The sequence below is a fragment of the Streptomyces vinaceus genome (genome assembly GCF_008704935.1).
Classification (GTDB): Bacteria; Actinomycetota; Actinomycetes; order Streptomycetales; family Streptomycetaceae; genus Streptomyces; species Streptomyces vinaceus.
Window position 1 is genome coordinate 3,476,704 of record NZ_CP023692.1, and the last position, 24,115, is coordinate 3,500,818.

Genomic DNA, 24,115 nt, shown 5'->3' on the forward strand with positions numbered 1-24,115 from the left:
GGTCAAGTGAACAGGGTCAAGCGGGGCACGGCCTACCCGAGGGGGTGGAAGTAGACGTGGAACGCGTCCCGCTCGAAGCCCTCCGCCTCGTACAGCCCCTGCGCGACGTGGTTGTCGTACGCCGTCTCCAGCTGGACCCCCGACACCCCGGCCTCCCGCGCCCGGCGCAGCACCTCGCGCAGCAGCGCGCGCCCGGCGCCGGTGCGGCGGCCGGACGGGTCGACGTACAGGTCGCTCAGGATCCACATCGGTCGCATCGCCAGCGAGGAGAACGTCCGGTAGACCTGCGCGAACCCGACCGTCCCGGCTCCCGGCACGTCCGCGAGCAGCACCAGCGACTCACCGTCCCGGATCCGCTGCGCGAGGTACTCCCTCGGCGCGTCCGGGTCCTCGACCTTCACCTCGTAGAAGTCGAGGTACCCCCGGAACAGCGCACCCGCGACGTCGAGATCGCTGTGACCGGCAACGCGCAACACCACACCCTGATCGCTCATTACCTCAGTGTGCGGTAACGGACTGGGCGGGCAGGGTGAAGACGTGTTCCGGAGTGACGACCTTGGTGATCGCCTCACCGAAGAGGGTGCTGGGCTCGGAACCCTCGTACGCGATGTCCGTGTTCAGCATCACCGCCAGCGTGGCTTTCGCCTCCGGCAGGTACACGGCCAGCGCCTGGTAGCCGGGCAGGGAGCCGTTGTGGCCGATCCAGCCCTGGACGTTGAATATGCCCAGGCCGTAGCCGGTGCCGGGCAGCGCCTCGACGACCTTCAGGCGCTCGGCCTGGGTGGCGGGCTTCAGCAGCGTGCCCGTGGCCATGACCTTCGTCCAGGTCTTCAGGTCCTCCAGGTCGGAGATCATCGCTCCGGCGGCCCAGCCCCAGGACGGGTTCCAGTCGGCCGCGTCCTCGGTCTTCCCGGAGGCGGTCTGGTCCGTGTAGCCCTGTGAGTGCGGCTTCGGGAACTCCGCGCCGACGGGGAAGAGCGTGTGGTGCAGCCCGGCCGGGCGGACGACCTTCTCGTTGATGTAGTCGTTGAGCCGCTGCCCGCTCTGCTTCTCGACCACCAGCCCCAGCAGGATCAGGTTGGTGTTGCAGTAGTAGAACTTGGCTCCGGGCTGGAAGAGCACGGGGTGCTTGAAGGAGTAGTCGAGCAACTCCTGCGGCGTGAAGGGCCGTCGGGGATCGCTCGTGAGGGCCTTGAAGAAGCCCTCGTCCTCGGAGTAGTTGAACAGCCCGCTCCGCATGTCGGCGAGCTGGCGCAGCGTGATCCGGTCGCCGTTGGGCACGCCGGCCACGTACGTACCGATGGGGTCGTCCAGCTTGACCTTGCCCTGGTCGACGAGTTGGAGCAGGGCGGTCACGGTGAAGGTCTTGGTCACGCTGCCGATGCGCATGTTCATGTCCGTACGGATCGGTGCGCCGGTCGCCTTGTCGGCGACGCCGAAGGACCGCACGTACGAACCCTTGCCGGGAGCGGACAGCGACACCATGACCCCGGGTATCTTCGCCTCGCTCATCACCTTCAGCACGGCATCGTCCAACTGCCTTGCCACGGCGGGCGTGAGCTGCGGAAACTCCTGATCGGCGGCGACGGTGGCCGCGGCCACGGTCCCGGTCCCGGCCGACGTCTCGAACGCGTACCCCGCCCCGACGCCGAGCGGCACCACGACCAGCCCGACAGCGGCCACCCCCACCGCCGCCCTACGCAACCGTGCAGACATGCCGCCCTCCAACCACGCGCAGCCAGGTCCAGCCTCCCCAACGTATCCCCACCCCCACCCCCCAGCGACTCGGCGCCCCAGCCCCCAACAGCCGGTCACCCTTCGTCACGCGTGCATCCAGAAACAGGTCAGCACCCCCACCATTGATCACTCTTAGTAGTGGACCGCCTTCCCCGCCGGAACCCCATGCGTACAAAACGAGTTCCGTTCTGTACGGATACTCCGCCGGAAGAGGACACACAGGGGCAACCGTCTCGCCGCACGCATCATGGCCGCTGTCGCCACGACAGGAGCGATCGCCGTCTTACCCCCGGCGGAGGCCCACGCCGGCGGCATCGGCTCCACCCCCGTGGCCACCTTCGACTACCAGGTCGGAGGAGTCACGATGAAGGTCCCCACGGGCTGCATGTTCACCCACATCATCCGGGGCGAGGGCAAGACCATCACGTACCAGAACGCGGGAGTCGACTGCGGCTTCGTCGGGGCCCTCAACGCCGGCTTCTGCAACTGGCGCATCGACTTCACCTACGCGGACACCGACAACAAGACCTACCGCACCTCCCGCGGCAAGACCCACACCGAGTGCAAGATCAACCCGATGCGGGACCACGCACCCCAGAAACTCCCCCGGTACGGCAAGGCGTGTGCGCAGATCTACGTCAACGGCGTACGGCGGGCCGGCCAGTGCCACCACATCACGAAGTGAGCCGCGCAATGAGCCCCGAGACCACGCCAGAGGACCCGGCCCTGGAGGCCACTCTCCGCCGCGCCGGAATCGTCGCCTTCCTCGCCGGCGCCGCCGCCACCTTCGCCTTCTTCGCCTTCTTCCCGGGCCTGCCCCACGTCATCGACTGGGGCGCGATCATCGCCGCCCTGGCCATCGGCACCCTCTCCCGCTGGGCCTGCCGCACCCATCTCCGGAAGCACCACGCCCACCCGGACTGAGCCTCGGCCCGGCTCCTGCCCTCCCGCCCGAGCGGAGCACGGAAGGGCAGGAGCCGAGCAGGCGAGCGGACTATCGGCCCGTCACAACGAACTCGGTCCCCGGAAGCGCCGAACCGACCGGACTCTCGGCCCACTTGGCCAGCAGCTCCGGGTCCTGACCGAGCTGTTCCAGCAGACCGGTGATCTCCTCGGCACGCGGCGACGCGGGCAGCGCGCACCGCAGGACGGTGCGGCCCGTCGCACTGCCGTACTCCTCGTCTGGGTCGTCCTGTTCCCAACGGCCGATCTCGATGTCCCAGGCATCGGCGCCGGCTTCACTGGGGTTCGGGGCACAGATCGACAGGTAAAGCCCCTCCGAATCGCCCGGCTCGACGAAGATCTCGGGATAGTCGAAATGCAGTAGACCGTGGACGCCGGAACAGCGCTCGTAGGCGGTGGCCAACACCCGCAGGTCCGCGACGGCCTTCTCACGTTCCTCGGGGGTGATCCCCTCTTCGAGGCGGTTCAGTCGCTCGCGGGTCTCCGCGCTCAGGACGTCCGCGCCGCCGTCGTACGTCACGAACGGGTGGCCGAAGTCCCAGTAGCGCCGGTCCTCCACCTCGGGGAGGTCTTCCCCCTCCTCGTACTCGGCGAGCGCCTCACGCAACTGGCGTGCCTCCGTCTCCAGTTCCGCACCGATCGCGATCCGGATCGGCTCGGGCACGGCGGCCAGAGCGCCTTCCAGGTCGATCAGCGCCTGATGGAGCTTCAGACAGGCGTACTCGTACCACAAGCTGTGCGCGCCGCTCAGAAGACCGGCGCGCGAAGCCGGGTCGGTCAGCGCGGCGAAGTGCTTCGTCGGATAGCTGCCCACACCGCGTTCCCTGAGGTCATGGATGCTCACGGGGACGGTGGCGAGGGCGGAGATCCGGTTGAGCGCGTCGATGATCGGCGCAGCCAGGGCTGCGTCACCGACGCTCGTCACCGTCGACGACACGACGCCGCCGCCGGCCTCCTGGTAGGTCGCGAGAATCTGCGTTTTCCCACGGCTCGCGTGCCGGGAGTAAACGGTCATGAGCACACCTCTCGGCCACCGGGCAAGAAGGCACGGTGGTCACGGAAGAAGAAGGAAGGGGATGCGAGGCGGTGGCGAGGGCGCGTTCCGACGCTCCGTGCCTCGAAGAGACCGGCGGTGGCCCAGGTCTCGTCCCGGGCTCCTTGCCTGCCCTCACCCTAGATGCGCGGCATCGGGAGCGGCAACCAGAAGTCCGGCTCCGAGTGCGCGGCGGCTCGCCCGCCCGGACCGGCACGGTGGGCGCCGAATCGGAGCAAAGCAAAAGCCCCAGGTCACGGCGAGTGAGTCCTGGGGCTTCTACAGAGCCGCCTTCGGGATTCGAACCCGAGACCTACGCATTACGAGTTGTCCGATCTTGGTCCGGGGGCGTCCGCGAGCGTCTGCGGAGTCGGCTCCGGGCCCGGTCACGAGGGTTGTCAAGCCACGGTGGACATGAGCGGACAGCCCCGGAACGGGTGGCAAGCGAGACCGCAACTGAGACCGCGCCGCCCTCGTCCCCTTCGGTAACAACGCCTTCAGCGTTGCCCGTCGACAGCCCCTAGCGGCTACGACCTACAAGGGCTTCTGATAGACCTCAGGCATCGGGTGCCCCGTACCTGCGCTCCACTTGCGCCACTGGTGCCGCTGGGCGTTGTACTCCGTGTCAGCCTTGATGTCGCCGCCACGAGACTTGGCGCCGCAGTCGCAACGCCAGTGCCAATTGGTCTCGTTCTGGGACCAGTCGTACCCGGAGTCTGAGGTGGTCTCTGACTGCGCCGCAGCATCCTGGAGCGTACGCCGAATGATCAACGCCCCGGCCACGACCACTGCGGCCGTCGCGCGACCGGCCCACCTTGGAATCCCCATGCGCCGAACCGTAACGCCTCGCTGCTCTCTACACGCAGAATGCCTCGGAACCGGTCCGAGGCCCCCGCGTCCTGCTGCAACCGTGCTGCGACCCATGTACGGCCTGGTGGTCAGCCGGTCTCGCCAAGGCGCTCGGCCAACTTCCCGGTAACTCGGTCACGGTCTGGCGCAGCCAGCCGACGTGCGCGGTCGTACGCCTGGTCCACGCGGGACCGCGGACGCTCGCCCTTCCGCATCCAGTCGAGAAGCTCCCCTGCTTCTTTGGCGGTGAGGCGCTTGAGCCCAGCCAGGACTTCGTCCAGCTGTTCCGGGTCGGGGACCTCATCACGCATGGTCTCGTTGCAGCGGGAGCACTCAGTACGCCAGTTGCTGAGATCGTCCCGGGCCCCCCGAGACTTCAGCCGTTCCTGCGGAACGAGATGACCGATGGTGAGCCGGACCCGCTCCCCGTCCTCGTAGTACGTGTCGTCGGGCCCCAGCCCACAGATCCTGCACCGCGAACCATCCTGATCCATGACCAGGCGGCGGATGCGGGCGCTGGGCGCGAACTTCTTGTACTTCTCCCTCTCACCGGGCAGCCAGATCCGTCCGCCCTTGGCCTTGAGCCGGTACTCGTCCTGAGCCAGGGTGCTGTCGGTCCGCTGGGAGGGGATGCTCCAGTCGCATTTGCGGAGTTCTCGCAGGCGCCGGTTGAGGTGCTCGGCGTTGTCGGCGATATCCGGCCCCAGGGCAGCACGCAGTTCTCGCATCGTGAACGTGTCGCCCAGGCTCTTGTTGAACCACAGCCAGGCGGCGAGACGCTTCTCCTGGCCGAAGGGCTTCGCCTTTGTGCCGGGCTGGATGGTGAGATCCCACCACGGCGCCCCGTCGGGTGCTCGGGTCTCGTCGTATTCACTGGTCTCCACAGGCATATGCCAACTATCTGACACGTGAAGGATCTTGCGCAGCGGTTTGACTGAGTCTCTGTTCCGGACCGGCCTGAGTTACAGGGAAGCTCCGTTGCAGCCAGTCCCGCACCGCCGCGGGGGTGGTCCTGCCGTGCTGGCGGAGCGCGTCCGTGATGTCGCGCCCGCAGACAAGGGCGATCGGATGCCCGTCTTCGTGTACCTCGCTCTGGACCTGCTGGTTGAAGTGCGAGGTAGTGACGAGCACTCCGAAGTTCCGGTGCCTGATTCGGGAGATGAGCCGGGAGACTTCTCGGACCCCAACACTGTTGCCCGGCCCGTAGCACTTGGCCTCCAGGGCGAAGTCGATGCTGACGGGAGCTGCCGGCGGCCCAAGGACGTACGAACCGACGGCATCGCGGCCACCGTCACGGCTGGGGCGTGTCACGTCCACCGTCCCGGTGGCCGGCGCAATCAGACGCCAGATAGCCACGGCACAGGCCTCGAACTCTGTTTCGCGCCCGCGGAAGTACTCCCGGATTTCCGACAGCATGGCTGCGCCGGCCGGATCGTCGGGCAGCTGCTGAGCTGTCGAGCGTATGACCGTCGTAGCGGGGGTCAGCAACGGCCGGTAGACACGGCTTGCGACCCAGGTCCGCCAGGCTTCCGGACAGTCGCCGCCGAGAGGATCGCCACCCGCCAGCAGGTGGCGAATCCAGGTCCGCGGGACACAGGCTTCGGCCAGTACCGTGAAGCGGGCACGGTAGTTCTGGAACCGGCGGGTGCCAGTTGCCCGCCAGATAGCGGAGAGTTCATCGTCCGGCGCCAGCGTCGGCCCGCCAGGAGCTAGCAGCCCGCGGAAACGGACACTCCGGCCAGGCGCAGCCTTCTCGAAGAGCAGGAACGGTGGTACGCCGCTGGCCCGTTGTTGTGCGGTGCCGTGTGAGAGCTCGAAGGCATCGCGCAGCAGCACGTTGCCCTTGCGCGGCGTCTCGTGAAGGGCCCTGCCCGGGGTCCGGTTGTCGCCGTAGTACGTGAAGGTTCCGGTCTCCACATCCAGGTGATCCGGCCAGTCCACAGCCCCGCCACTGGTGTACAGCACAACCAGGCGGACGCTCCCCTGTGCCGGAGACCCGGCGTAGCGAAATCCTCCCTGATTCCCGGTACCGGGAATGAGCTTGCTGACGGGGTCATCGCCAGAGTGCCCAAAGGTCCCACCGGCGTAGACCGCGTCAATCACCAGGTCAGCGTCGCCAAGGTGCTCGAACTGGGTACTCGGCTCGGCTGAGCGAGTCGCAGGGATCATGGTGTACGTCTATCAAACGCCGCGACCGAACGCGGATGATCCCCCATAATGCATCCCGAGTCAGCATCGCGCATTACGAGTTGTCCGATCCTGGTCCACTGGCCTCCACAGACGTCCCCGGCTACCGGAAGTCTCCTGCTCGCAGTACGTCTCGAACGTCAGAGGACACCTGCACACCGCACCGGACACCCCCATATGAGCCCAGGACTGAGACCTGTGTACCGCCGAGTCGCGGCCGACGAGCAGTGGACCAGCCTTCTCAGCTGCGCCGTCTCGCCACAAAAGCGGAGCACGTCAAAGATCCGTGCGGCCTTAGTAGAAGGTGGTTTAAACCTCTGAGGGGGGCAGCGAGGCCGGTTACATGCCTATCGGTGACACCCTGTTCACACCTTCACCGACTGTTGCGGCAGCGACGGCCTCGCTCCGGAGGTGCCAGCTCACTATCGTCGTCTGCCCAGGAGTAACGCGCTCCCACTTCGCCTTTCGGAAGGATGGATTCGCCGGAGATTCCGGAAGCCGCTGCGGATACGTCCACTCACTGGCACCTTCGGATGGATGCAAGCAGATGATCGACATCTCTCCTAGGGCGTTACCAGTAACCTCCAGCTCGAATGTCTTTTCAAATCTGGAATGCATGAGCGGTATAAAATCTACTGCCCTGCGATACATGCATGTCTCTCTGTCGAAATCGAACCATTTTCCCTGATCGATCTTGCGGCCAGGCGCTTTATCGCTCAGCAGCCGGCTCTGGTCCAGGCGCAACCGGGATCCATCTGGGTGGGTATAGGATCGCAGGGCTTCACGCCCCTCATTTACAGAGATGTCGCTCTCGGGACAGTGCAATCCGTAATGCAGGTACTCGGTCTGCTTACGGTTTCCGCGCGAATGGGTCGAGGTCAACGCCCAAAGGTCTTTTCCGAACAGAAATCCTCCCTTGGATACACACTTACCCCTCCCCGCGAAGGTTATGGTTACCCGGAGGCAGTCCTTGTTGGCGCCCTCCCATTCGAAGCGAAGCACCCATTTTGCGACGTCAAAATATATGGGCTCCTGTGCCAGACTCCGAACGGCGACACGCAGGTCCTCAGGTTGACTGGGGTGAAAGAAGCCAAAGATCTGACCTATCGCGGTTTCCACCCCCAAGCCCACAGAATCACTCTGCATTTTCTGGTTGAGATACAGGTGTCCAGCTGCCAGCAAAAGGAGTGCAACACCGAACGCCTCTCCTACCGCCATCAACACCGCGTGTGATTCTCCTGCGGGAAACGCGAAGGCGGCCAAGCAGTAAGCAGTCGCCGCAATTACAGCGAAGCCCGCTATGACGACCCGCCCGGGATTCCTCTTCAAGACACCCAATTCCTTTGCCGGTGCTCCAGTCACATTGGGCGCCGGTTCAGGTGTCGTCTCACTTCGGGACATCATTCGCCTCCTACACGTGCAGGACGCTGTATACCTAGCTTGACATTCGTGGGAGAATCGGCAACCTAAGCAAACAAGGGATGCTGATCCGCGCAGGTCGGTGTCCTGCAAGGTTAAGGTCGAGATCAAAACTGACTTCCTAGCACTCGACCGCCTGAGGTCGGATCGCTACCGCGGTACCGCTCATCGGTCCGCTACGAGCCGACTGGCGAAACCTTCGGAGCAGAGACGCTCGTAGGCTGCATACACGGCGGGTGGAGTGGCTTGGTGGGTCATGAACCCCTGCTGCGGGTAGATGAGTAGCCGCTGCTGTGCACCGACGAGCATGTCGAAGACCAGCCGAGGGTCCTGGATCGAATCCACGTACTCCGCGAGCGTCATCGGCGCGGATGCGCTGACGACCTCCACCTCCGGCCATACCTTGCGGGCCGTCGCATAGGCTCGCCGCTCCTCGTACGGCTTGCTGACTAGGAGCACCGACTCGATGTGAACACCCTTGTCTGCAAGCAGTGATCGGGAAAAGCGGATGTTCTCGCCGGTGTTCCGCGCCTCCGGCTCCACGAGGATGGCAGAGTCTGGGACGCCCAGCTCCAGGGCCCGCTCGCGGTAGTGCTCCGCCTCACCGCGGGGCATCCGCTCGCGGGTCGTTCGGCTTGTGGCGCCGGTGAACACGATCAGCGGTGCCATGCCGCGCGTGTAGAGGTCAGCCGCGACCTCAGCGACGCCAAGGTCGTGGCTCCCAAGCCCGATGGCCACAGAGCAAGGGCGCAGCTCGTGGTGCATCTGCTGGTACTCCCAGAGCTGTTCGGCGTCGGCCCAGTTCTGCGCAGAAATCACGGCGTTGCCTCTCGCGCCGAGTCAGGGACCTTGAAGTCGTACGCCCACGCGAAGCGAGTGGCCGCGTGCAGGCCGATGGCGAACTCAACGACGGCGCCGTCCGCCGTGTAGGTGGTGCGGTGGAGTTCAACGACCCACTCGCCGGGCGCGAGCTGAAGCAATGTCGACTCGTCCGGCGTCGCGACCCTGGCGAACAGTTCCTCGCGCATGTGGTCGATCTCGTAACCCGCGTCGTACAGAACGCGGAATCCGCCGCCGCGGCCGGCGGGGCCCGGGCTGGGGTCTACGAGGCGCGTCCCCTCGACATGTTCAGGCCGGTAGTAGCTGGTCAGGGTGTGTGTCGGCTGGTCGCCTTCCTTCACGAGCCTGGCCCGCGCGTACACCTCAGCCCCCTCAGGAAGCCCGTGGGCCGCAGCCACCAGCGGGGGCGCGGGCACACGGCTGACGCTCTGCGTCTGCTCGCCACGCTTGTACGAACGGCCAGACGCGACGCGGTCGGCAATGAACGCGACCTCGTCCCCGTCGCGCCACTTCGCCTTGTCATACCGAGCGATGCCGAGCCGTTTCAGCGGCGCTCGCTCGCGCACGACCGTTCCATGCCCACGCGAGGACGTCACCAGACCCTCGGCTTCGAGCGCCTTATACGCCGCGTGAACCGTGGACTTGGAGCCCTCGCCCGCGTCCACCAGGTCCCGGATATGCGGTAGCTGCTGGCCAGGGGCGTAGTCGCCGCTTCGGATGCGCTCGGCAAGCTTGTCCGCCAGCTCTCGCCACTTCGGTGCCACGCGAACTCCTTTCGACGCAGCCAGTGAAACACAGTCCCAGGACTGTTGACAGTCCTGGGACTGTGCGTCCATAGTCATCCACAGAAGTTCGCAGTCCTAGGACAGCGAACCGGGGAGGGCCTTCTTTGGGCTGCTCTCGGCGCCCGGAGAGCCGGTGAGACGGCTCGAAGGAAGCGGTTGTGATTTGAGAACTCAACAGTGGACCGAGGTATCCGCCCCCCTCTGAGAGGGCGGCGTACACGGGTTCTGTTCCCGCGTACGGATCAGCGCCACCCAACCTCTCCGCCGCCTGATCGCGCGGCGGCCGGTTGCCTCCTCTGCCCGTCTGGCGCTTCGGCGCTGTACGGGCGGGGTTGAGGGGAGCCGGAGATTCTCCTGCTTCACCCCAACGCAGTGCAGCCCCCGGCGTTCCCGCGCCGGGGGCTGCTGAGTCCCGTTCCTCTCTCGAAGGAGCAAGACCCATGAAGTCCATCGCTGCACTTCACGACGTTGTTACCCCGTGGTCCGACGGTCTGGAGCCGTCGGACGCGGAGCTGGACGCGGTCGAGACCGAGATGCCCCTGGTCCTGGCCGAGGTCGAGTTGCTGGACGCGCTGATCGCGCTGCTGGACCGACCCGCGTCCGAGTTCGGCGCCCGCCGCATCCGGCGGGCCCGCAACCGGGTCCTGGCGGTCCGGCGGGAGCTGGCCAACCGCACCGCCGGCACCACGGTGTCGGGGGACGCGGCATGAACGAGCGCACTGTGAAGGCTGGCTACGCCGATCTGCTGGCCGCGATCGTGGACGCGCTGGACGTGCCCTTGCCGTCGCTGGCCGAAGCCGACGAGCGGACCTACTACCGGCTGCTGGAACGCCGCGCGAGCGACGTGCGGGTCGTCGTGGCGGTGAACCTCTCCCACAGTCGGGGCCCGTGGCTGGCCGCGAGTGAGATCCGCCGGCGGACCGCCGAGAGGCCCGTCACCTACAGCCCGTTCGAGTTCACGACGAGCGAGGCAGACCGGTGAACCGCAAGGCGAAAGCCGCGCTGGTCTGCGCGCTGGTCGTCGTGGTCGCCATGGCCTTCCGGGTCTCCTGGAACGCGCTGCGGGACATCGCGAAAGCCATCGGAGCCGACGACGTCGCGGCGACCCTGTATCCGTTCGTGGTCGACGGCCTGATGGCGCTGGCACTCGTTGCCGCCCTCGTGCTCGTTGGGACGGACCGGAGGTTCGCCCTGCGGGTGCTGGCCGGATACACGCTCGCGTCGCTGGTTCTGAACTACGTTCACGGACTCCTGCCGGAGCTGCACGGCGAGTCGATCGGCTGGAGTCGACTGGCCGACGGGAACCTGACGAACTGGGCGCTGGTGCTGCTGGCGACGTCGCTTCCGGTCGGGTCGATCTACTTCGGGTCCGATCTCGTCGCGAAGGTGCTCCACCACCGCCCCCCGATCGAACCAAATGTGCAGGAATCGACGCAGACCGATGTAAATCGGTCGATGGATGAGCTGGGCGAACCGGTAGTCGAAGAGGGTCCCGACCCGGCCGCCTTCGAACCGGTTCCGGTCGATGTGGTCGACGTGGTGGTCGACCCGGTCGAGGTTCGGGTGCCGGTCGCCGCCGCCGAGGTGGTCCGGCCGCGGCGGGCGACCGGTCGAGTGCCCGAGGTTGCCCGATCGGCCCGACCGGTCCGCACTCCGGAGGAGCTTCTCGCGGAGGCCCGCTCGATCACTGAGGCGTGGTCGATTGAGGATCTGACGGGCGAGCGGATCCGCAAGGCGCTGCGTACCTCTCCGGCTAAGGCCCGGATGCTGCGGGAGACGTTGAAGGCCGAACGCGCCGCGAACGCCACCGCTGAGGCGGTGGCCGGATGACCCTCTGCCTCGACCCGACCGGCGCCCGGTACGGGATACCGACCTTCCCGTGGCGACTGGCGCCGGACGGGCTCGCCACCCGGCGCCAGTTACGGGCCCTGGGCTTGCGGCCCGGGGGTCAGGACATCGCCGGGCAGGTGCTCCGCCCGCGCTACCGGCGTGGCCCGCTCGCCGCGTTCCTGTACCGCGTCGACCGGGCCAAGCCCGTCCGCCCGATGACCCCCGCCAAGCAGGCCGCGCTCGTCAAGGCCAACGCGGCCCGCCGTACCTGCCCCGTCTGCCGGCTCGATGCCGGATACGTCATCCCGGCCTCGCTCGGCATGTGCGTCCCGTGCGCCTACCCAGAAGGGAACCCCTGATGGAGCACCTACCCGACCTCCCCCGCGTCGTCCAGCTCCCGGACGGCACTCACGTCTACGCCACCCCGGACCAGCTTCCGGCCGCCTTCCAGCAGCCGCAGGTCGTCCATCAGCACATCCACCAGGCCGCACCTGACCGGACCGTGCAGCGCCTGGCACTCGGGTCCGGGGTCGGGGCCGGGGCGGTCGCGGCCGGCGTGTACTTCGGGCCGCTGCTGGTCGGTGTGCTGACCGCGATCGCCGCGAACATCGCGCTTCTGGCCTTCCTGGCTCTGATCCTCGCCTGGGGTATCCACACGGTCGTGAAGTCGGCCGGAAGCTCCGAGGGCGCCGCTGCTGTGAAGAACGCGCGCAGGCTCGCCCGTCGCAGCCGCTGACGGCTGCCCGATCCACCCGCCTCGTCGCGGGTGGTGAGGGGAGCCGGACAGACCGGCCCCGGAGGGAGTTCCGTGATGGCGAAAGACCCGAAGTTCACCGCAGGTGAGACCGCCAAGCTGACCTGGCTCGTCGCCCGGATGGCCAAGCGCGGGATCGCCGGAGAGAACGTCTACCAGGGCGACCTGGAGCGCAAGTTCGAGCGGATCATCGACGGCGCCCGCGAACGCGAGGAGCGCCAGGCTGCCGAGGCGGCCGAAGCGGAGAAGGCCGCGCGCAAGGCGAAGGCCAAGGCCGCGCGGAAGTAGCGGTGCCCCGGGGCGGCCGTCCCGGCCAAGGAAACGAGGCCGCCCCGGGCCCTACCCACCCCCGCCAGTCAGCGAGAGCAGGAGTCCACAGCATGACCGATGCCCCGATCACTCACCTGCGGGCCGTCCCGGACGACGACGTCGAGTCGGAGCTCCCCAAGATGGTCGACAACCCGAACCTGCCCGATCCCAAGGTCCGCAGCGAGAAGCGCAAGCCGGTCCTGGCCGGGTGGCTGACCAACCGGCGGGACTTCGCCGCCACCGCCCGTCACGCCGCCGCGAACCTCGGCTACGCCGCCCTCTTCCACGGCGTCCGCCTGCCCGTCTACGCCGCCCGGCTCGGCATCCGCTCCCCGCGGGGCGCCTGCCGGTTCATCGCCTCGACCAACCGGTGGGTGTGGGACCGCGAGGCCGCCCCCTTGCGGGACTTCGCCGTCCGCACCGAGGACGTCGACGAGTACATGCGCCTGGCCAAGCTGCGGCAGGGACGTATCCGGCTGCGCGGCCTGGTCACCTTGGTCGCCGCCGTGTTCGGCCTCGGCTTCGCCCTGTGGCTGTACGTCCTGGCCCCCGTCTACCTGTACGCGTTCGCCGCCGGCGGGGTCCTCCTGCTGGGGCTGGCCGGGCAGCAGCCCGACGCCCCGGTCATCGGCCCGGCCGTCCTGAAGACCGAGCTGCAGAAGATGACCGGCTCGATCGTGCTGCGCGGGCTGGACAGCATCGGCAACGCGAAGATCTCCGCCGCCATCAAGAAGGGCGGCGACATGAACGGTCTGCGCTTCACCTCGGAGATCGTGCGGGACGGGCCCGGCTACCGCGCCGACCTGGACCTTCCGTACGGGGTGACGCCCGAGGACATCATGGAGGCCCGCAAGCCGCTCGCCTCCGGCCTGCGCCGCAAGGTCGGCTGCGTCTGGCCGTCTCCGGACCCGACCGAGCACGAGGGACGACTTGTCCTGTGGGTCGGGGACAAGCCGATGAACGAGACCACCAAACCCGCCTGGCCCCTGCTGAAGTCGGGGCAGGTGGACCTGTTCAAGCCCGTTGTGTTCGGCAACGACCAGCGCATGCGGGACGTCTCGGTGACCCTCATGTTCGCCGCGGTCGTCGTCGGCTCCATCCCCCGCATGGGCAAGACGTTCCTGATGCGGCTGCTCCTGCTCATTGCCGCGCTCGACCCGCGCGCCGAGATCCACGCGTTCGACTTCAAGGGCACCGGCGACTTCTCCGCCCTGGAACCGGTCTGCCACCGCTACCGGGCCGGTGAGGAAGACGAGGACATCGAGTACGTCGTCCAGGCCCTGCGCGAACTCAAGGACGAACTGCGCCGCCGGGCCAAGGTCATCAAGTCCCTGCCCCGCTCGCGGTGCCCGGAGTCGAAGGTCACCCCCGAACTCGCCTCCGACAAGACCCTCGGGCTCCACCCGATCGTCGTCGGCCTGGACGAGTGCCAGGTGCCGTTCGAGCACGAGAAGTACGGCCAGGAGATCGAGGACATCTGCACCGACATCACCAAGCGCGGCCCCGCCCTCGGCATGGTCGGCATGTTCGGCACCCAGCGCCCCGACGCCAAGTCCCTGCCCACCGGGATCAGTGCGAACGCGGTCCTCAGGTTCGCGCTCAAGGTCATGGGGCAGCCCGCCAACGACATGATCCTGGGCACCTCGATGTACAAGGCGGGGTACCGGGCCACGATGTTTTCCCGCTCCGACCGCGGCATCTGCTGGATGGCCGGCGAGGGAGACGACCCCCGCATCGTCGCCTCCGCGTTCGTCGACGCGGTCGCCGCCGAACAGGTCGTCGCCCGCGCCCGGAAGATGCGCGACGAGTACGGCAACGTCACCGGCCACGCCATCGGCAAGGGCCCCGAGACCACCGCCGGCGTCGACATCCTCACCGACGTCCTCACCGTCATCCCGGCCGACGAGGACGCGGTGTGGTGCGAGCGGATCGCCACCCGCCTCACCGGCCTGCGCCCCGACGCGTACGCGGGGTGGAAGGGCGAGAACGTCACCGCCGCCCTCAAGCCCTGGGGCATCAAGCCCGGCCAGGTCTGGGGCCAGGACGAGGCCGGTGAGGGCAAGAACCGGCGCGGCATCAAGCGCGCCGACATCACCACCGCCATCACACGCCGTGACGCCGACAGGGCCGCCGCCTGACCCTAGGACCGGTGCTAGACCTAGCAGGCGCCGCTGCTAGGTCTAGCACCCCCGCTAGCACCCCATCAGGCCCCTGAGCTGGGAACTAGCGTCTAGCGGCCCACCTGCGACAAGCCCCGGAAAACCGCCCCAGTCATGGGAAGGACCCGCATGCTCATCGCTAGCACCACCCTCATCCTCGCCACCCTCGCCGGTTACACACTGTTGTGCATGGCCAGTCCCTTCGGGACCTGCCGCAAGTGCGAGGGCGCCGGCGCCAAACTCACCATCAACCGCGCCGGGAAGATCAAGCGGGTCAAGCCCTGCCGCCGCTGCAAGGGCCACGGCAAGCGCCTGCGGATCGGGCGCCGCCTGCACAACCACAGCCGCGAACTCCACCGCGCCGGCACCCGCTGACCCCTGACAGCACAAAGCCGGTGGCCGCCCGCCATCAGACGGGCCCCGCTCCAGTGGAGGAGCTAGGCGGACGCGGCCACCGGCACCACCCCGGGCCTGTCACCACCCGGGGCCCGTGAAGCCTCCCAGCCACCCCATGCGCCGTCAAAGGAGATACCGGCATGGCCATCACCATCTCGCTCGTCGCGTTCTTCGGACTCGTCCTGTACTTCCTCCTGCGCAACGGATCCCTCGGATACGGCGGCGCCTTCACCGCCGCCGCCTTCGGGTTCTTCCTCGCCTCTACCGGCGCCGCCGGTCCCATCAACCAGATGGCCACCGCGATCGTCCAGGCCATCCCCAACCTCTGACCCAGAAACAGAAGGGCGGCCCCCGTCTCGGCAAAGTCTGGGGCCGCCCTCATCCAGCACGTTCCACTGAACTGGAGGACTCCAGCATGACCCACCCCACCGACATCCGGCGAGAGCACCGGCCCCTGTTACTGGACGCGTTCTGCTGCCAGGGCGGCGCCGGCATGGGCTACCACCGGGCCGGATTCGAGGTGACCGGCGTCGACAAGGACCCGCAGCCCCGCTACCCCCTCGGCTTCCACCAGGGCGACGCTATCGACTTCATCCAGCAGTTCGGCGCCAGCTTCGACTTCATCCACGCCTCTCCGCCCTGCCAGCACGACACCGACTGCCAGCGCATCCAGGGCAACACCCACCCCGACCTCATCGCCCCCACCCGCGAAGCCCTCAACGCCACTGGCCGCCCGTGGGTGATGGAGAACGTCCGCGGCGCCGCCCACAAGCTGCGTGAGCCGGTCATGCTCTGCGGGGCGATGTTCGGCCTGCGCACTTACCGGCACCGGTACTTCGAGACCGGCGGCGGATTCACCCTCACCCCGCCACCGCACCCGACCCACACGGTCCCGCAGGCGAAGATGGGCCGCCCCGTCCCAGAGGGCTGGTACGGCCAGTTCGTCGGCAACTTCTCCGGCGTCCCCCACGCCCGACAGGTCATGGACGTCCCCTGGATGAACCGCGAGGGCATCCGCGAGTGCATCCCCCCGGCCTACACCCAGTGGATCGGCGCCCAGGCCGCCGCACACCTCAACGCTGTGGCGGTGGCCGCATGAACACCACGACCGGGCCCCTGAGCAACGCGCTCCAGCTGGCCGAGCGGGGCCTGCCGGTGATGCCGCTTCGGGAGGGCAAGGGCCCCATGGGCAACTGCCTCGCCTGCCGGAAGAACGTCTGCGGCGGCCGGCCGAACATGAAGACCCCAGGCCCCTGCACGTGCCCGGCGCCCTGCCACGCCTGGGCCGCCGCCACCACCGACCCGACCATCCTCACCTCACCCGCGTGGGCCCCGGCCTGGCGGCAGGCCGCGGCCGTCGCCTACCACCCCGGGGGCGCCGGACTCACCGTCGTCGACCTCGACAACCCGGCCGCGGTCACGTGGGCCCGCCAGACCCTCCCCCCGACCAAGACCGTGGCGACCACCCGGGGTGAGCACTGGATCTACCGGGGCACCATGCGCTCAGTCAACGGCGTCCGTCCCGGTGTGGACATCAAGTCCACGATGGCTTACGCCCGGTGGCGTGGTCCCGGTACCGGGACGGTGCAGCCGCTGCCCGACGTCGTGCGCGCGCTGGCCGTGAAGGAACCCACCACGGTCCGGCAGGTGCCTCGCTTGGTCACGGTGCCCGCGCCGGCCGGGGGCGGGGAGTGCAGCCACCGCTCCCCGGCCTATCTGGAGCGTGGCATCGCCATGGCGGAGCAGCGGATCAAGGAGGCCCCGGACAACATCCACAGGACCGTGTACCGGACCTTCCTCGCCGTGCTGTCCGCCCACGGCCGTTGCGGCTGTCTCACCGAGGCGCACATCAAGCGCCTGTTCACCGCCGCGCAGGCCAAGGGCGAGTCCCTGCGGCACTGCGAGGACGCGTGGACCAACGCCCGAACGAAGCTGGGACTGTAGCCATGCCCGAGGACGAGAAGACTCCCGCCCGCGAGATCATCACCGACTACGCACAGGCCCACTTCCGGTACTTCCGCACCGCCGACGGGACCGTGTACGCGCAGAGGAACGGCCACCCCGTTGCCCGCCCGATCCGCTCCCAGGGTACGACCGGCAGTCACCGGCAGGAACTCATGGTTGGTCTCTTCAAGGACGGGCTCGGCGTGTTCAACGGCACCGCGCTCAAGGAGGCGCTGGACTTGATCGAAGCACTCGCGCTCAGCCAGGCCGTGCAGCCCGTCCACATCCGCGTCGCTCCGGGATACGACGGGTCGACCTGGCTTGACCTGGGCCGCAACGACGGCCAGTCCGTCCGCATCCACCCCAAAGGCTGGGACATCCTCACCCCCGACCCGCAGGAAGTGTGCTGGCGGCGCACCCAACTCACCGGAGAGCTCCCCCTGCCGGCCAAGGACACCGACGGCAAAGGCATCGACGCTCTGCTGCGGCTGTGCAACTTCGCCAACGCCGAAACCGAGTGCCTGGCCCTCGCCTGGCTCATCGGCTGCCTCGGACCGTCCGTACCGGTCCCCGCACCGTTCCTCACCGGCCCCCAGGGCGCGGGGAAGTCGACCGGCGGACGGATGCTGGTGCGGATCATCGAAGGCATGAGCGGCGACCTGCGCCGCGCCCCCAAGGACGAAGAGAACCTGATCGCGGCCGTCGCCGCCGGATGGGTCACCGCCCTGGACAACCTCTCCCACCTGCCCCCCGATCTGTCGGACGCGATGTGCTGCATCGTCACGGGCGCCGAGAACGTCAAACGCGCCCTGTTCACCGACGGGGACGTGGTCCGCTCCCGCTACCGCCGGCCGCTCCTGCTGACCGGTATCGACGTGGGCGTCATCCGGCCCGACCTCGCCGAAAGGCTCCTGCCGCTACGCCTGGAGCGCCCGAGCGTGCGGCGGACCGAGGCGGAACTGTGGGTGGAGTACGCGGACGTCCTGCCCGTCATCCTCGGCTCCCTGCTCGACCTCACCGTCACCGTCCGCGCCGCGCAGGCGGACATCCCCACCGACCTGCGCATGGCCGACTTCGCCCACCTGTGCGCCCAGCTCGACGCGGCCACCGGCCTCGGCGCGCTCAACGCCTACCGGGCCGCCCTGGACGACCTCAACGACGACGTGATCGAAGGAGACCTGCTCGCCCAAACCGTCCTCAAGCGCGCCGCCGGCACCGCCCCGGGCGAGGAAGTCCGGATGACCTCAACGGAATGGCTGCACGCCCTTACCCAGCTCTACACCGGCGAAGACTGCCGCCCCCTGCCCAAGGGCTGGCCCACCACCGGCAAGGTCTTCTCCGACCGCCTCAAGCGGCTACAGCCCACCCTCGCCGCCCGCGGCGTCCTCGTCGACTGGGGCCGCACCAAAACCGCCCGGTACATCGAGATGACCCGTACCGCCGCCCCAGCACCGGAGCAGCCGGACCCGATGTTCTGACCCGCGCGCCACGACCGGCACCGCACAAGCAAGAGGAGCACCCGGCCCCGGGCGAGGCGTGCTCCTCTTGCCGTTCCGGCGGCTTGCCGCCGCCGCAAGGGACGCGCCGCGCAGCGGCCCCCTCTTCACGCTCGAAGGCACACCGCACCACAACAGAAACCACCCCTCTCTTTTTCCTAAGAGAAGAGACGCTGCGTCACCCACGTCACCACACGCCACAAAACAGCCTCTGACGTGCGCATACAGGGGTGACGCAGACGCCAACGGCTGCGTCACCACACGTCACCCGCGTCACCGCCCTACGTCACCCGGTGACGCTGACGCAGGCCGATGACACACGGCCCAACCACCGCGTCACCGAAAACCGCAGGTCAGGCGGCCGGATGACGTGAGTGACGTGGTGACGCAGAAACCAGCACCTCGGACAGCCCAGCTACCGCAGGCCGCTCTTTCACTAACGGGGCAGAGCCCCGACATCCGATCGCCGTGGAGGCACTTCGATGAGCACCGCAGCCATTTCCGTCGCCCCCGTCCTCTGCACGGTCGAGTTGGCGGCCGAGTTGCTTTCGCTCGGCCGCTCCACCATCTACGAGCTGATGGCCTCTGGCGAGCTGCCGTTCGTCAAGGTCGGCCGCGCCCGCCGTATCCGCCGGACCGATATCGACGCGTTCGCCGCCCAGCTCCGGCCCCAGTCCGTCTGATCTCACGCCACAACACCGCAGGCGGCCCCGGGAAGTCCCCGGGGCCGCCTTCCGCATGGAGGAGCACATGAGTCCCCGCAAGCCGAACATGGAGTCGTCCATCTACCTGGGCAGTGACGGGTGGTGGCACGGCCGAGTCACGATGGGCGTGAAGCCGGCCGGCGGCCCCGACCGCCGGCACCGCCGGGCCAAAACGGAGACCGCGGTCACGAAGAAGGTGCGCGAGCTGGAGAAGCTGCGCGACGAGGGACGGGCCACAAAGGCTGGACGGAAGCCGACCGTCGCTGAGTGGATGGACACGTACCTGACCACGATCGCGAGCTTGAAGCTCAAGCCGCGGTCGCTGGACGACTACTGGTCGAAGACCCGCAACGACATCATCCCGGGCGTCGGGAAGCACCGCCTGGACAAGCTCGCGCCGGAACACCTGGAGGTGATGTACGCGGCCATGTTGGAGGAGGGGCACGCCCCTTCGCACGTGGTCAAGGTGCACCGGATCCTCTCCCGCGCCCTGAAAATCGCCCACCGTCGCCGGATCATCAGCGAGAACGTCGCCACGCTCGTGGACCCCCCGTCCGTGGACGAGACGGAGGCGAACCCGTTCTCGCGGGAGGAGTCGAAGGCATTCCTGGCGGCCGCCGCCAAGCGCCCGACGTTCATGCGGTGGGCCATCGGGGTCGGCATGGGCTTCCGGCAGGGCGAGGCTCTGGGCCTCCGCTGGCCCTATGTCGACCTGGAGCAGGGGTTGTTCCACCCTGCGTGGCAGCTCCAGCGCCTCACCTGGAGGCACGGTTGCAAGGACGCACACGCCTGCGGGGCCCGGCTGCACCGGTTCGACCCGTGCCCGCCCGACTGCGCGGCCCACAAGGGCTACAGGCGCGGCTGTCCGCAGCCCTGCCCCAAGACCTGCCGCCGGCACGCCAGCACCTGCCCCGACCGAAAGGGCGGGGGACTCGCCTTCACCCGACCCAAGACGAAGAAGAGCCAGAATCCAGTCCCGATCCCGCCGCCCTTCCTGCCGTACCTCTTGGAGCACAAGGCGAAGCAGGATGAGCAGCGGCAAGCCGCGGGTGACCTCTGGGAGGAATGCGGCGCGGTCTTCACCCGGCCGGACGGCCGGCCGCTCGACCCGCGTGCCGACTGGGAGGAGTTCAAGGAGCTGCTGGAGGAAGCCGGGATCAGTGACCGACGCCAGCACGACGGGAGCCGCCACACGGCGGGCACGATCCTGAACGAGCTGGGCGTGGACATGCCCACGATCATGGAGATCCTCCGGCACACCCAGATCAGCCAGACCCGGCGCTACGTCAAGGGCCGATCAGAGCTCTCGCGGGAGGCAATGCGCCGCATGGGCGAGGCGTTCATGCCGGGCCCCAATCCGCCGTCTGAGACCAGAACTGAGACCGAGAGCACACGAGCGGCCCGCGCGCGGAGGCGGCGCAAGATCCGGTAAATAGCAAAAGCCCCAGGTCACGGCGAGTGAGTCCTGGGGCTTCCACAGAGCCGCCTTCGGGATTCGAACCCGAGACCTACGCATTACGAGTGCGTTGCTCTGGCCAACTGAGCTAAGGCGGCACCGCTGGGTAGACAAGTGTTCCCTTGGAAAGGAGCTCTCATCAGCAGCGGCGCCAAGTCTACAGGCTCGAACGGGGTGCCCCGAACCGCATTGCGCAGGGGGTGGACATACCTCTCATATCGGCCTCACGTGCACTTCTTGCCGTCCTTCGGCGCGGTGCCCTCCAGGAGGTACGTGTTGATCGCCGTGTCGATGCAGGAGCTGCCGCGGCCGTAGGCCGTGTGGCCGTCGCCGTCGTACGTGAGCAGGACGCCCGAGTCGAGCTGCTGCGCCAGGGCCTGGGCCCACTTGTACGGGGTCGCCGGGTCGCGGACCGTGCCGACCACCACGATCGGCGGGGCGCCCTTCGCGGCCAGGGCGCCGGCCTCGCCGGTGGCCTTGACCGGCCAGTACGTGCAGTTCAGCGAGGCCCAGGCCAGGCCCGCGCCGAAGACCGGGGAGGCCTTCTCGAAGGAGGGCAGGGCCGCGTCGACCGCCTCCGGGCCGGCGAAGGCGGGCGGCTGGTCGAGGCAGTTCACGGCGGCGTTCGCGAACATCAGGTTCGCGTACTTCCCGTCCGGCTCGCGCTCGTAGTAGCTGTCGGCGAGAGCGAGCAGGCCGGACCCGTCGCCGTTCATCGCCGACGCCAGCGCCTCGCGCAGCTGCGGCCACGCGCTCTCGTCGTACAGCGCCGCGATCACCCCGGTCGTGGCGAGGGACTCGCCCAGCGGGCGGGCCGGATCGCCGCTGGGCACCGGCTGGGCGTCGACCTTGCGGAAGAACTCCTGGAGCTGCTCCGCCACCGCCTCCGGGCTGCCCTTGCCGAGCGGGCAGTCGGACTGCTTCACGCAGTCCTTGGCGAAGGAGCGCAGCGCCGTCTCGAAGCCGCCGGTCTGGTCCCGGTTCATTTCGAGCGCCGGACGGGAGGGGTCCATCGCGCCGTCCAGGACGAGCCGGCCGACGCGGCCGGGGAAGAGGTTCGCGTACGTCGCCCCGAGGAGGGTCCCGTACGAGGCGCCGACGTACGTCAGCTTCTCGTCCCCCAGCACCGCGCGCAGCATGTCCATGTCGCGGGCCGCCTCGACGGTGGAGACGTGCGGCAGGATCCGCTGCGAGCGCGCCTTGCACCCGGCGGCGAACTCCTTGAACGCGGTCACCAGCTCGGCCCGCTCCGCCGCGTTGTCCGGCGTCTGGTCCACCTGCGTGAACTTGTCCATCTCCGGTCCGGTCAGGCACTGCACCGGACTGCTGCGGTCCACCCCGCGCGGGTCGAAGGAGACCATGTCGTACTGGGCGCGGACGGGGGCCGGATAGCCGATGCCCGCGTACGCCTGGAGGTAGCCGATCCCGGAACCGCCCGGGCCGCCCGGGTTGACCACGAGCGAGCCCAGCCGCTTGCCCGGCCCGGTGGCCTGGCGGCGGGCCACCGCGATGTCCACGTCCTGCCCGGATTCGGGGTGCGCGTAGTCCAGCGGGGCCTTCATCGTGGCGCACTGGAACCCGGGGACACCGCAGTCGCGCCAGTTCAGCTTCTGCCCGTAGTACGAGCGCAGCGCGGCCGGGACCGCGTCCGGGGCCGCCAACCGCGCGGCGCTCCCGGAGGAGGCGGCCGCCCGTGGGCCCCCCGACCCGGCCGAGGTGCACCCGGAGAGCAGCAGCCCGGCGGCTGCGATCACGGTTCCGGTGGTACGCAGCAGGCGACTGGTGTCCATCCTCGGAGCCTACGGCCTGCGTGGCGCCCCGGCCGGGCGGGCGCACGCCGACCGGCCTACGGCCGCCCGGGGGCCCTCCGCAGGCCCGCCCGGGGTCCGCACCGAGTCCGCGCCGACCGGCCCGGCCCCGCCGGATCGCTCGTACGGGTGAGGCGGTCAACGCGGGCGGGGCGCCCGGGCGCTCAGCCCGCGCGCAGGGACATCGTCATCGCCTCGACCGCGAGGAGCGGGGCCACGTTGCGGTCCAGGGCGTCGCGGCAGGCGATGATCGCCTCGATCCGGCGCAGGGTGCGCTCCGGTCCGGACGCGCGGGCGATCCGTTCGAGGTCGCCCCGTATCTCCTCGTTCGCGATCGCCAGCGAGGAGCCGAGCTGGAGGGCCAGCACGTCCCGGTAGAAGCCGGTGAGGTCGGTCAGCGCGAGGTCGAGGGTGTCGCGCTGGGTACGGGTGCGGCGGCGCTTCTGCCGGTCTTCGAGCTCCTTCATCACGCCCGCCGTGCCGCGCGGCATCCGGCCGCCCGTGCCGGCTCCGGCGCCGAGCGCGGCGCGCAGGTCCTCGGTCTCCTTCGTGTCGACGTCCTCCGCGACCTGCTTGGCGTCCTCGGCGGCGGCGTCGACCAGCTCCTGGGCGGCCTTGAGGCATCCACCCACGTCGTCGATGCGGAGCGGGAGCTTCAGCACGGCGGCCCGCCGGGTCCGGGCGGACTCGTCGGTGGCGAGCCGGCGGGCCCGGTCGATGTGCCCCTGCGTCGCGCGCGCGGCGGCCGCGGCGACGGCGGGCTCGATCCCGTCGCGCCGGACCAGCACGTCGGCGACGGCGGAGACGGGCGGGGTGCGCAGGGTCAGGTGGCGGCAGCGGGAGCGGATCGTGGGCAGCACGTCCTCCAGGGAGGGCGCGCAGAGCAGCCACACGGTCCGCGGAGCGGGCTCCTCCACGGCCTTGAGGAGCACGTTGCCCGCGCCCTCGGTCAGCCGGTCGGCGTCCTCCAGAACGATGACCTGCCAGCGGCCCACGGCCGGGGAGAGCTGCGCCCGGCGGACCAGGTCGCGCGTCTCCTTCACGCCGATGGACAGCAGGTCCGTCCGGACGATCTCCACATCGGCGTGCGTGCCGACCAGGGTGGTGTGGCAGCCGTCGCAGAACCCGCAGCCCGGCTCGCCGCCGAGGGCGCGGTCGGGGCTGGTGCACTGGAGGGCGGCCGCGAAGGCCCGGGCGGCGGTGGCCCGCCCCGAGCCGGGCGGGCCGGTGAACAGCCAGGCGTGGGTCATCTTGGACGCGGCGGGGTGTGCGGTCCCGGCCTCGACGGCGGTGACCAGGGCGTCGGCGTCGCGGGCGGCAGCGGCCAGCTGCGCCTGCACCCGCTCCTGTCCCACCAGGTCGTCCCATACGGGCATCGCGCCCACCGCCCTTTCGCCGGCCGTCGTCGCCCTCGGCGCCGTCCGTACCGCTCGTACCGCTCGTCCT

Annotated in this window: 26 protein-coding genes and 1 tRNA gene; 16 read left to right on the forward strand and 11 right to left on the reverse strand. The window is 68.9% G+C overall.

Annotated features, from left to right (window positions below):
- Positions 1–32 precede the first annotated feature (32 nt).
- Both CP980_RS15475 and CP980_RS15480 read right to left on the reverse strand, forming a co-directional pair.
- Positions 33–494: a GNAT family N-acetyltransferase gene (locus tag CP980_RS15475; RefSeq protein WP_150528396.1), complete on the reverse strand. Its 462-nt coding sequence runs from the start codon at positions 492–494 to the stop codon at positions 33–35.
- Between the two features lie 4 nt (positions 495–498).
- Positions 499–1,716, reverse strand: a complete 1,218-nt coding sequence (locus CP980_RS15480) for a serine hydrolase domain-containing protein (RefSeq protein WP_150528397.1) — start codon at positions 1,714–1,716, stop codon at positions 499–501.
- Positions 1,717–1,984: 268 nt separating this feature from the next.
- Here CP980_RS15480 and CP980_RS15485 point away from each other — a divergent pair, with 268 nt between their 5' ends.
- Positions 1,985–2,422: a hypothetical protein gene (locus tag CP980_RS15485; protein ID WP_229907384.1), complete on the forward strand. Its 438-nt coding sequence runs from the start codon at positions 1,985–1,987 to the stop codon at positions 2,420–2,422.
- Between the two features lie 8 nt (positions 2,423–2,430).
- Positions 2,431–2,661: a hypothetical protein gene (locus CP980_RS15490; RefSeq protein ID WP_150528398.1), complete on the forward strand. Its 231-nt coding sequence runs from the start codon at positions 2,431–2,433 to the stop codon at positions 2,659–2,661.
- Positions 2,662–2,731: 70 nt separating this feature from the next.
- On the opposite strand, the gene CP980_RS15495 is transcribed toward CP980_RS15490, so the two are convergent.
- The 6 genes from CP980_RS15495 to CP980_RS15520 all read right to left on the reverse strand — a co-directional run bounded on the left by CP980_RS15495 (position 2,732) and on the right by CP980_RS15520 (position 9,792).
- A complete protein-coding gene (locus CP980_RS15495; protein ID WP_150528399.1) occupies positions 2,732–3,715 on the reverse strand; it encodes a hypothetical protein in 984 nt (327 codons plus the stop codon).
- 956 nt (positions 3,716–4,671) lie between these two features.
- Positions 4,672–5,472: an HNH endonuclease gene (locus CP980_RS15500; RefSeq protein WP_150528400.1), complete on the reverse strand. Its 801-nt coding sequence runs from the start codon at positions 5,470–5,472 to the stop codon at positions 4,672–4,674.
- Between the two features lie 7 nt (positions 5,473–5,479).
- Entirely contained in the window at positions 5,480–6,685 is a 1,206-nt protein-coding gene (locus tag CP980_RS15505) for a restriction endonuclease (protein ID WP_229907385.1), read from the reverse strand.
- 423 nt (positions 6,686–7,108) lie between these two features.
- On the reverse strand, positions 7,109–8,098 hold the full coding sequence (locus tag CP980_RS15510; RefSeq protein WP_150528402.1) for a hypothetical protein: 990 nt from the start codon (positions 8,096–8,098) through the stop codon (positions 7,109–7,111).
- A 255-nt stretch (positions 8,099–8,353) separates the two neighbouring features.
- Entirely contained in the window at positions 8,354–9,007 is a 654-nt protein-coding gene (locus CP980_RS15515; RefSeq protein ID WP_150528403.1) for a YdcF family protein, read from the reverse strand.
- Complete coding sequence (locus CP980_RS15520; RefSeq protein WP_150528404.1) at positions 9,004–9,792, reverse strand: GntR family transcriptional regulator; 789 nt, start codon at positions 9,790–9,792, stop codon at positions 9,004–9,006. Before CP980_RS15520 ends, CP980_RS15515 begins: the two co-directional genes overlap by 4 nt.
- Before the next feature lie 461 nt (positions 9,793–10,253).
- Between CP980_RS15520 and CP980_RS15525 the strand changes: the two genes are divergently transcribed.
- From CP980_RS15525 to CP980_RS15590, 14 genes are all read left to right on the forward strand, one after another.
- Positions 10,254–10,523, forward strand: coding sequence for a DUF6284 family protein (locus CP980_RS15525; protein ID WP_150528405.1), 270 nt, complete (start codon positions 10,254–10,256; stop codon positions 10,521–10,523).
- Positions 10,520–10,795 carry a hypothetical protein gene (locus CP980_RS15530; RefSeq protein WP_150528406.1) on the forward strand — a complete coding sequence of 92 codons (276 nt, stop codon included), beginning with the start codon at positions 10,520–10,522 and terminating at the stop codon, positions 10,793–10,795. The genes CP980_RS15525 and CP980_RS15530 overlap by 4 nt, the downstream gene beginning before the upstream one ends.
- A complete protein-coding gene (locus CP980_RS15535) occupies positions 10,792–11,643 on the forward strand; it encodes a DUF2637 domain-containing protein (RefSeq protein WP_150528407.1) in 852 nt (283 codons plus the stop codon). Before CP980_RS15530 ends, CP980_RS15535 begins: the two co-directional genes overlap by 4 nt.
- A complete protein-coding gene (locus CP980_RS15540; RefSeq protein ID WP_150528408.1) occupies positions 11,640–12,002 on the forward strand; it encodes an RRQRL motif-containing zinc-binding protein in 363 nt (120 codons plus the stop codon). The genes CP980_RS15535 and CP980_RS15540 overlap by 4 nt, the downstream gene beginning before the upstream one ends.
- A complete protein-coding gene (locus CP980_RS15545; RefSeq protein WP_150528409.1) occupies positions 12,002–12,379 on the forward strand; it encodes a DUF6251 family protein in 378 nt (125 codons plus the stop codon). The genes CP980_RS15540 and CP980_RS15545 overlap by 1 nt, the downstream gene beginning before the upstream one ends.
- Positions 12,380–12,454: 75 nt before the next feature.
- On the forward strand, positions 12,455–12,685 hold the full coding sequence (locus tag CP980_RS15550) for a DUF6257 family protein (RefSeq protein WP_150528410.1): 231 nt from the start codon (positions 12,455–12,457) through the stop codon (positions 12,683–12,685).
- Between the two features lie 92 nt (positions 12,686–12,777).
- A complete protein-coding gene (locus CP980_RS15555; protein ID WP_150528411.1) occupies positions 12,778–14,844 on the forward strand; it encodes a cell division protein FtsK in 2,067 nt (688 codons plus the stop codon).
- Between the two features lie 150 nt (positions 14,845–14,994).
- Entirely contained in the window at positions 14,995–15,240 is a 246-nt protein-coding gene (locus tag CP980_RS15560; protein ID WP_150528412.1) for a hypothetical protein, read from the forward strand.
- A 161-nt stretch (positions 15,241–15,401) separates the two neighbouring features.
- Complete coding sequence (locus tag CP980_RS15565) at positions 15,402–15,590, forward strand: hypothetical protein (protein ID WP_150528413.1); 189 nt, start codon at positions 15,402–15,404, stop codon at positions 15,588–15,590.
- An 86-nt stretch (positions 15,591–15,676) separates the two neighbouring features.
- Positions 15,677–16,360 (forward strand): DNA cytosine methyltransferase, encoded by a 684-nt coding sequence (locus tag CP980_RS15570; protein WP_150528414.1) that lies wholly within the window; start codon positions 15,677–15,679, stop codon positions 16,358–16,360.
- Complete coding sequence (locus tag CP980_RS15575; RefSeq protein ID WP_150528415.1) at positions 16,357–17,205, forward strand: bifunctional DNA primase/polymerase; 849 nt, start codon at positions 16,357–16,359, stop codon at positions 17,203–17,205. Before CP980_RS15570 ends, CP980_RS15575 begins: the two co-directional genes overlap by 4 nt.
- A 2-nt stretch (positions 17,206–17,207) precedes the next feature.
- The gene (locus CP980_RS15580; protein WP_150528416.1) at positions 17,208–18,683 is read left to right on the forward strand and encodes an ATP-binding protein; all 1,476 of its coding nucleotides are present in this window, start codon (positions 17,208–17,210) and stop codon (positions 18,681–18,683) included.
- Between the two features lie 500 nt (positions 18,684–19,183).
- Positions 19,184–19,384 carry a helix-turn-helix domain-containing protein gene (locus tag CP980_RS15585; RefSeq protein WP_150528417.1) on the forward strand — a complete coding sequence of 67 codons (201 nt, stop codon included), beginning with the start codon at positions 19,184–19,186 and terminating at the stop codon, positions 19,382–19,384.
- A gap of 67 nt (positions 19,385–19,451) precedes the next feature.
- A complete protein-coding gene (locus CP980_RS15590; RefSeq protein ID WP_150528418.1) occupies positions 19,452–20,837 on the forward strand; it encodes a tyrosine-type recombinase/integrase in 1,386 nt (461 codons plus the stop codon).
- A 48-nt stretch (positions 20,838–20,885) separates the two neighbouring features.
- Here the strand turns inward: CP980_RS15590 and CP980_RS15595 are convergent.
- The 3 genes from CP980_RS15595 to CP980_RS15605 all read right to left on the reverse strand — a co-directional run bounded on the left by CP980_RS15595 (position 20,886) and on the right by CP980_RS15605 (position 24,045).
- Positions 20,886–20,959, reverse strand: a tRNA-Thr gene (locus CP980_RS15595).
- 126 nt (positions 20,960–21,085) lie between these two features.
- Positions 21,086–22,651, reverse strand: coding sequence for an alpha/beta hydrolase (locus CP980_RS15600; RefSeq protein ID WP_150528419.1), 1,566 nt, complete (start codon positions 22,649–22,651; stop codon positions 21,086–21,088).
- Positions 22,652–22,833: 182 nt separating this feature from the next.
- Positions 22,834–24,045 carry a DNA polymerase III subunit delta' gene (locus CP980_RS15605; RefSeq protein ID WP_099895461.1) on the reverse strand — a complete coding sequence of 404 codons (1,212 nt, stop codon included), beginning with the start codon at positions 24,043–24,045 and terminating at the stop codon, positions 22,834–22,836.
- Positions 24,046–24,115 lie beyond the last annotated feature (70 nt).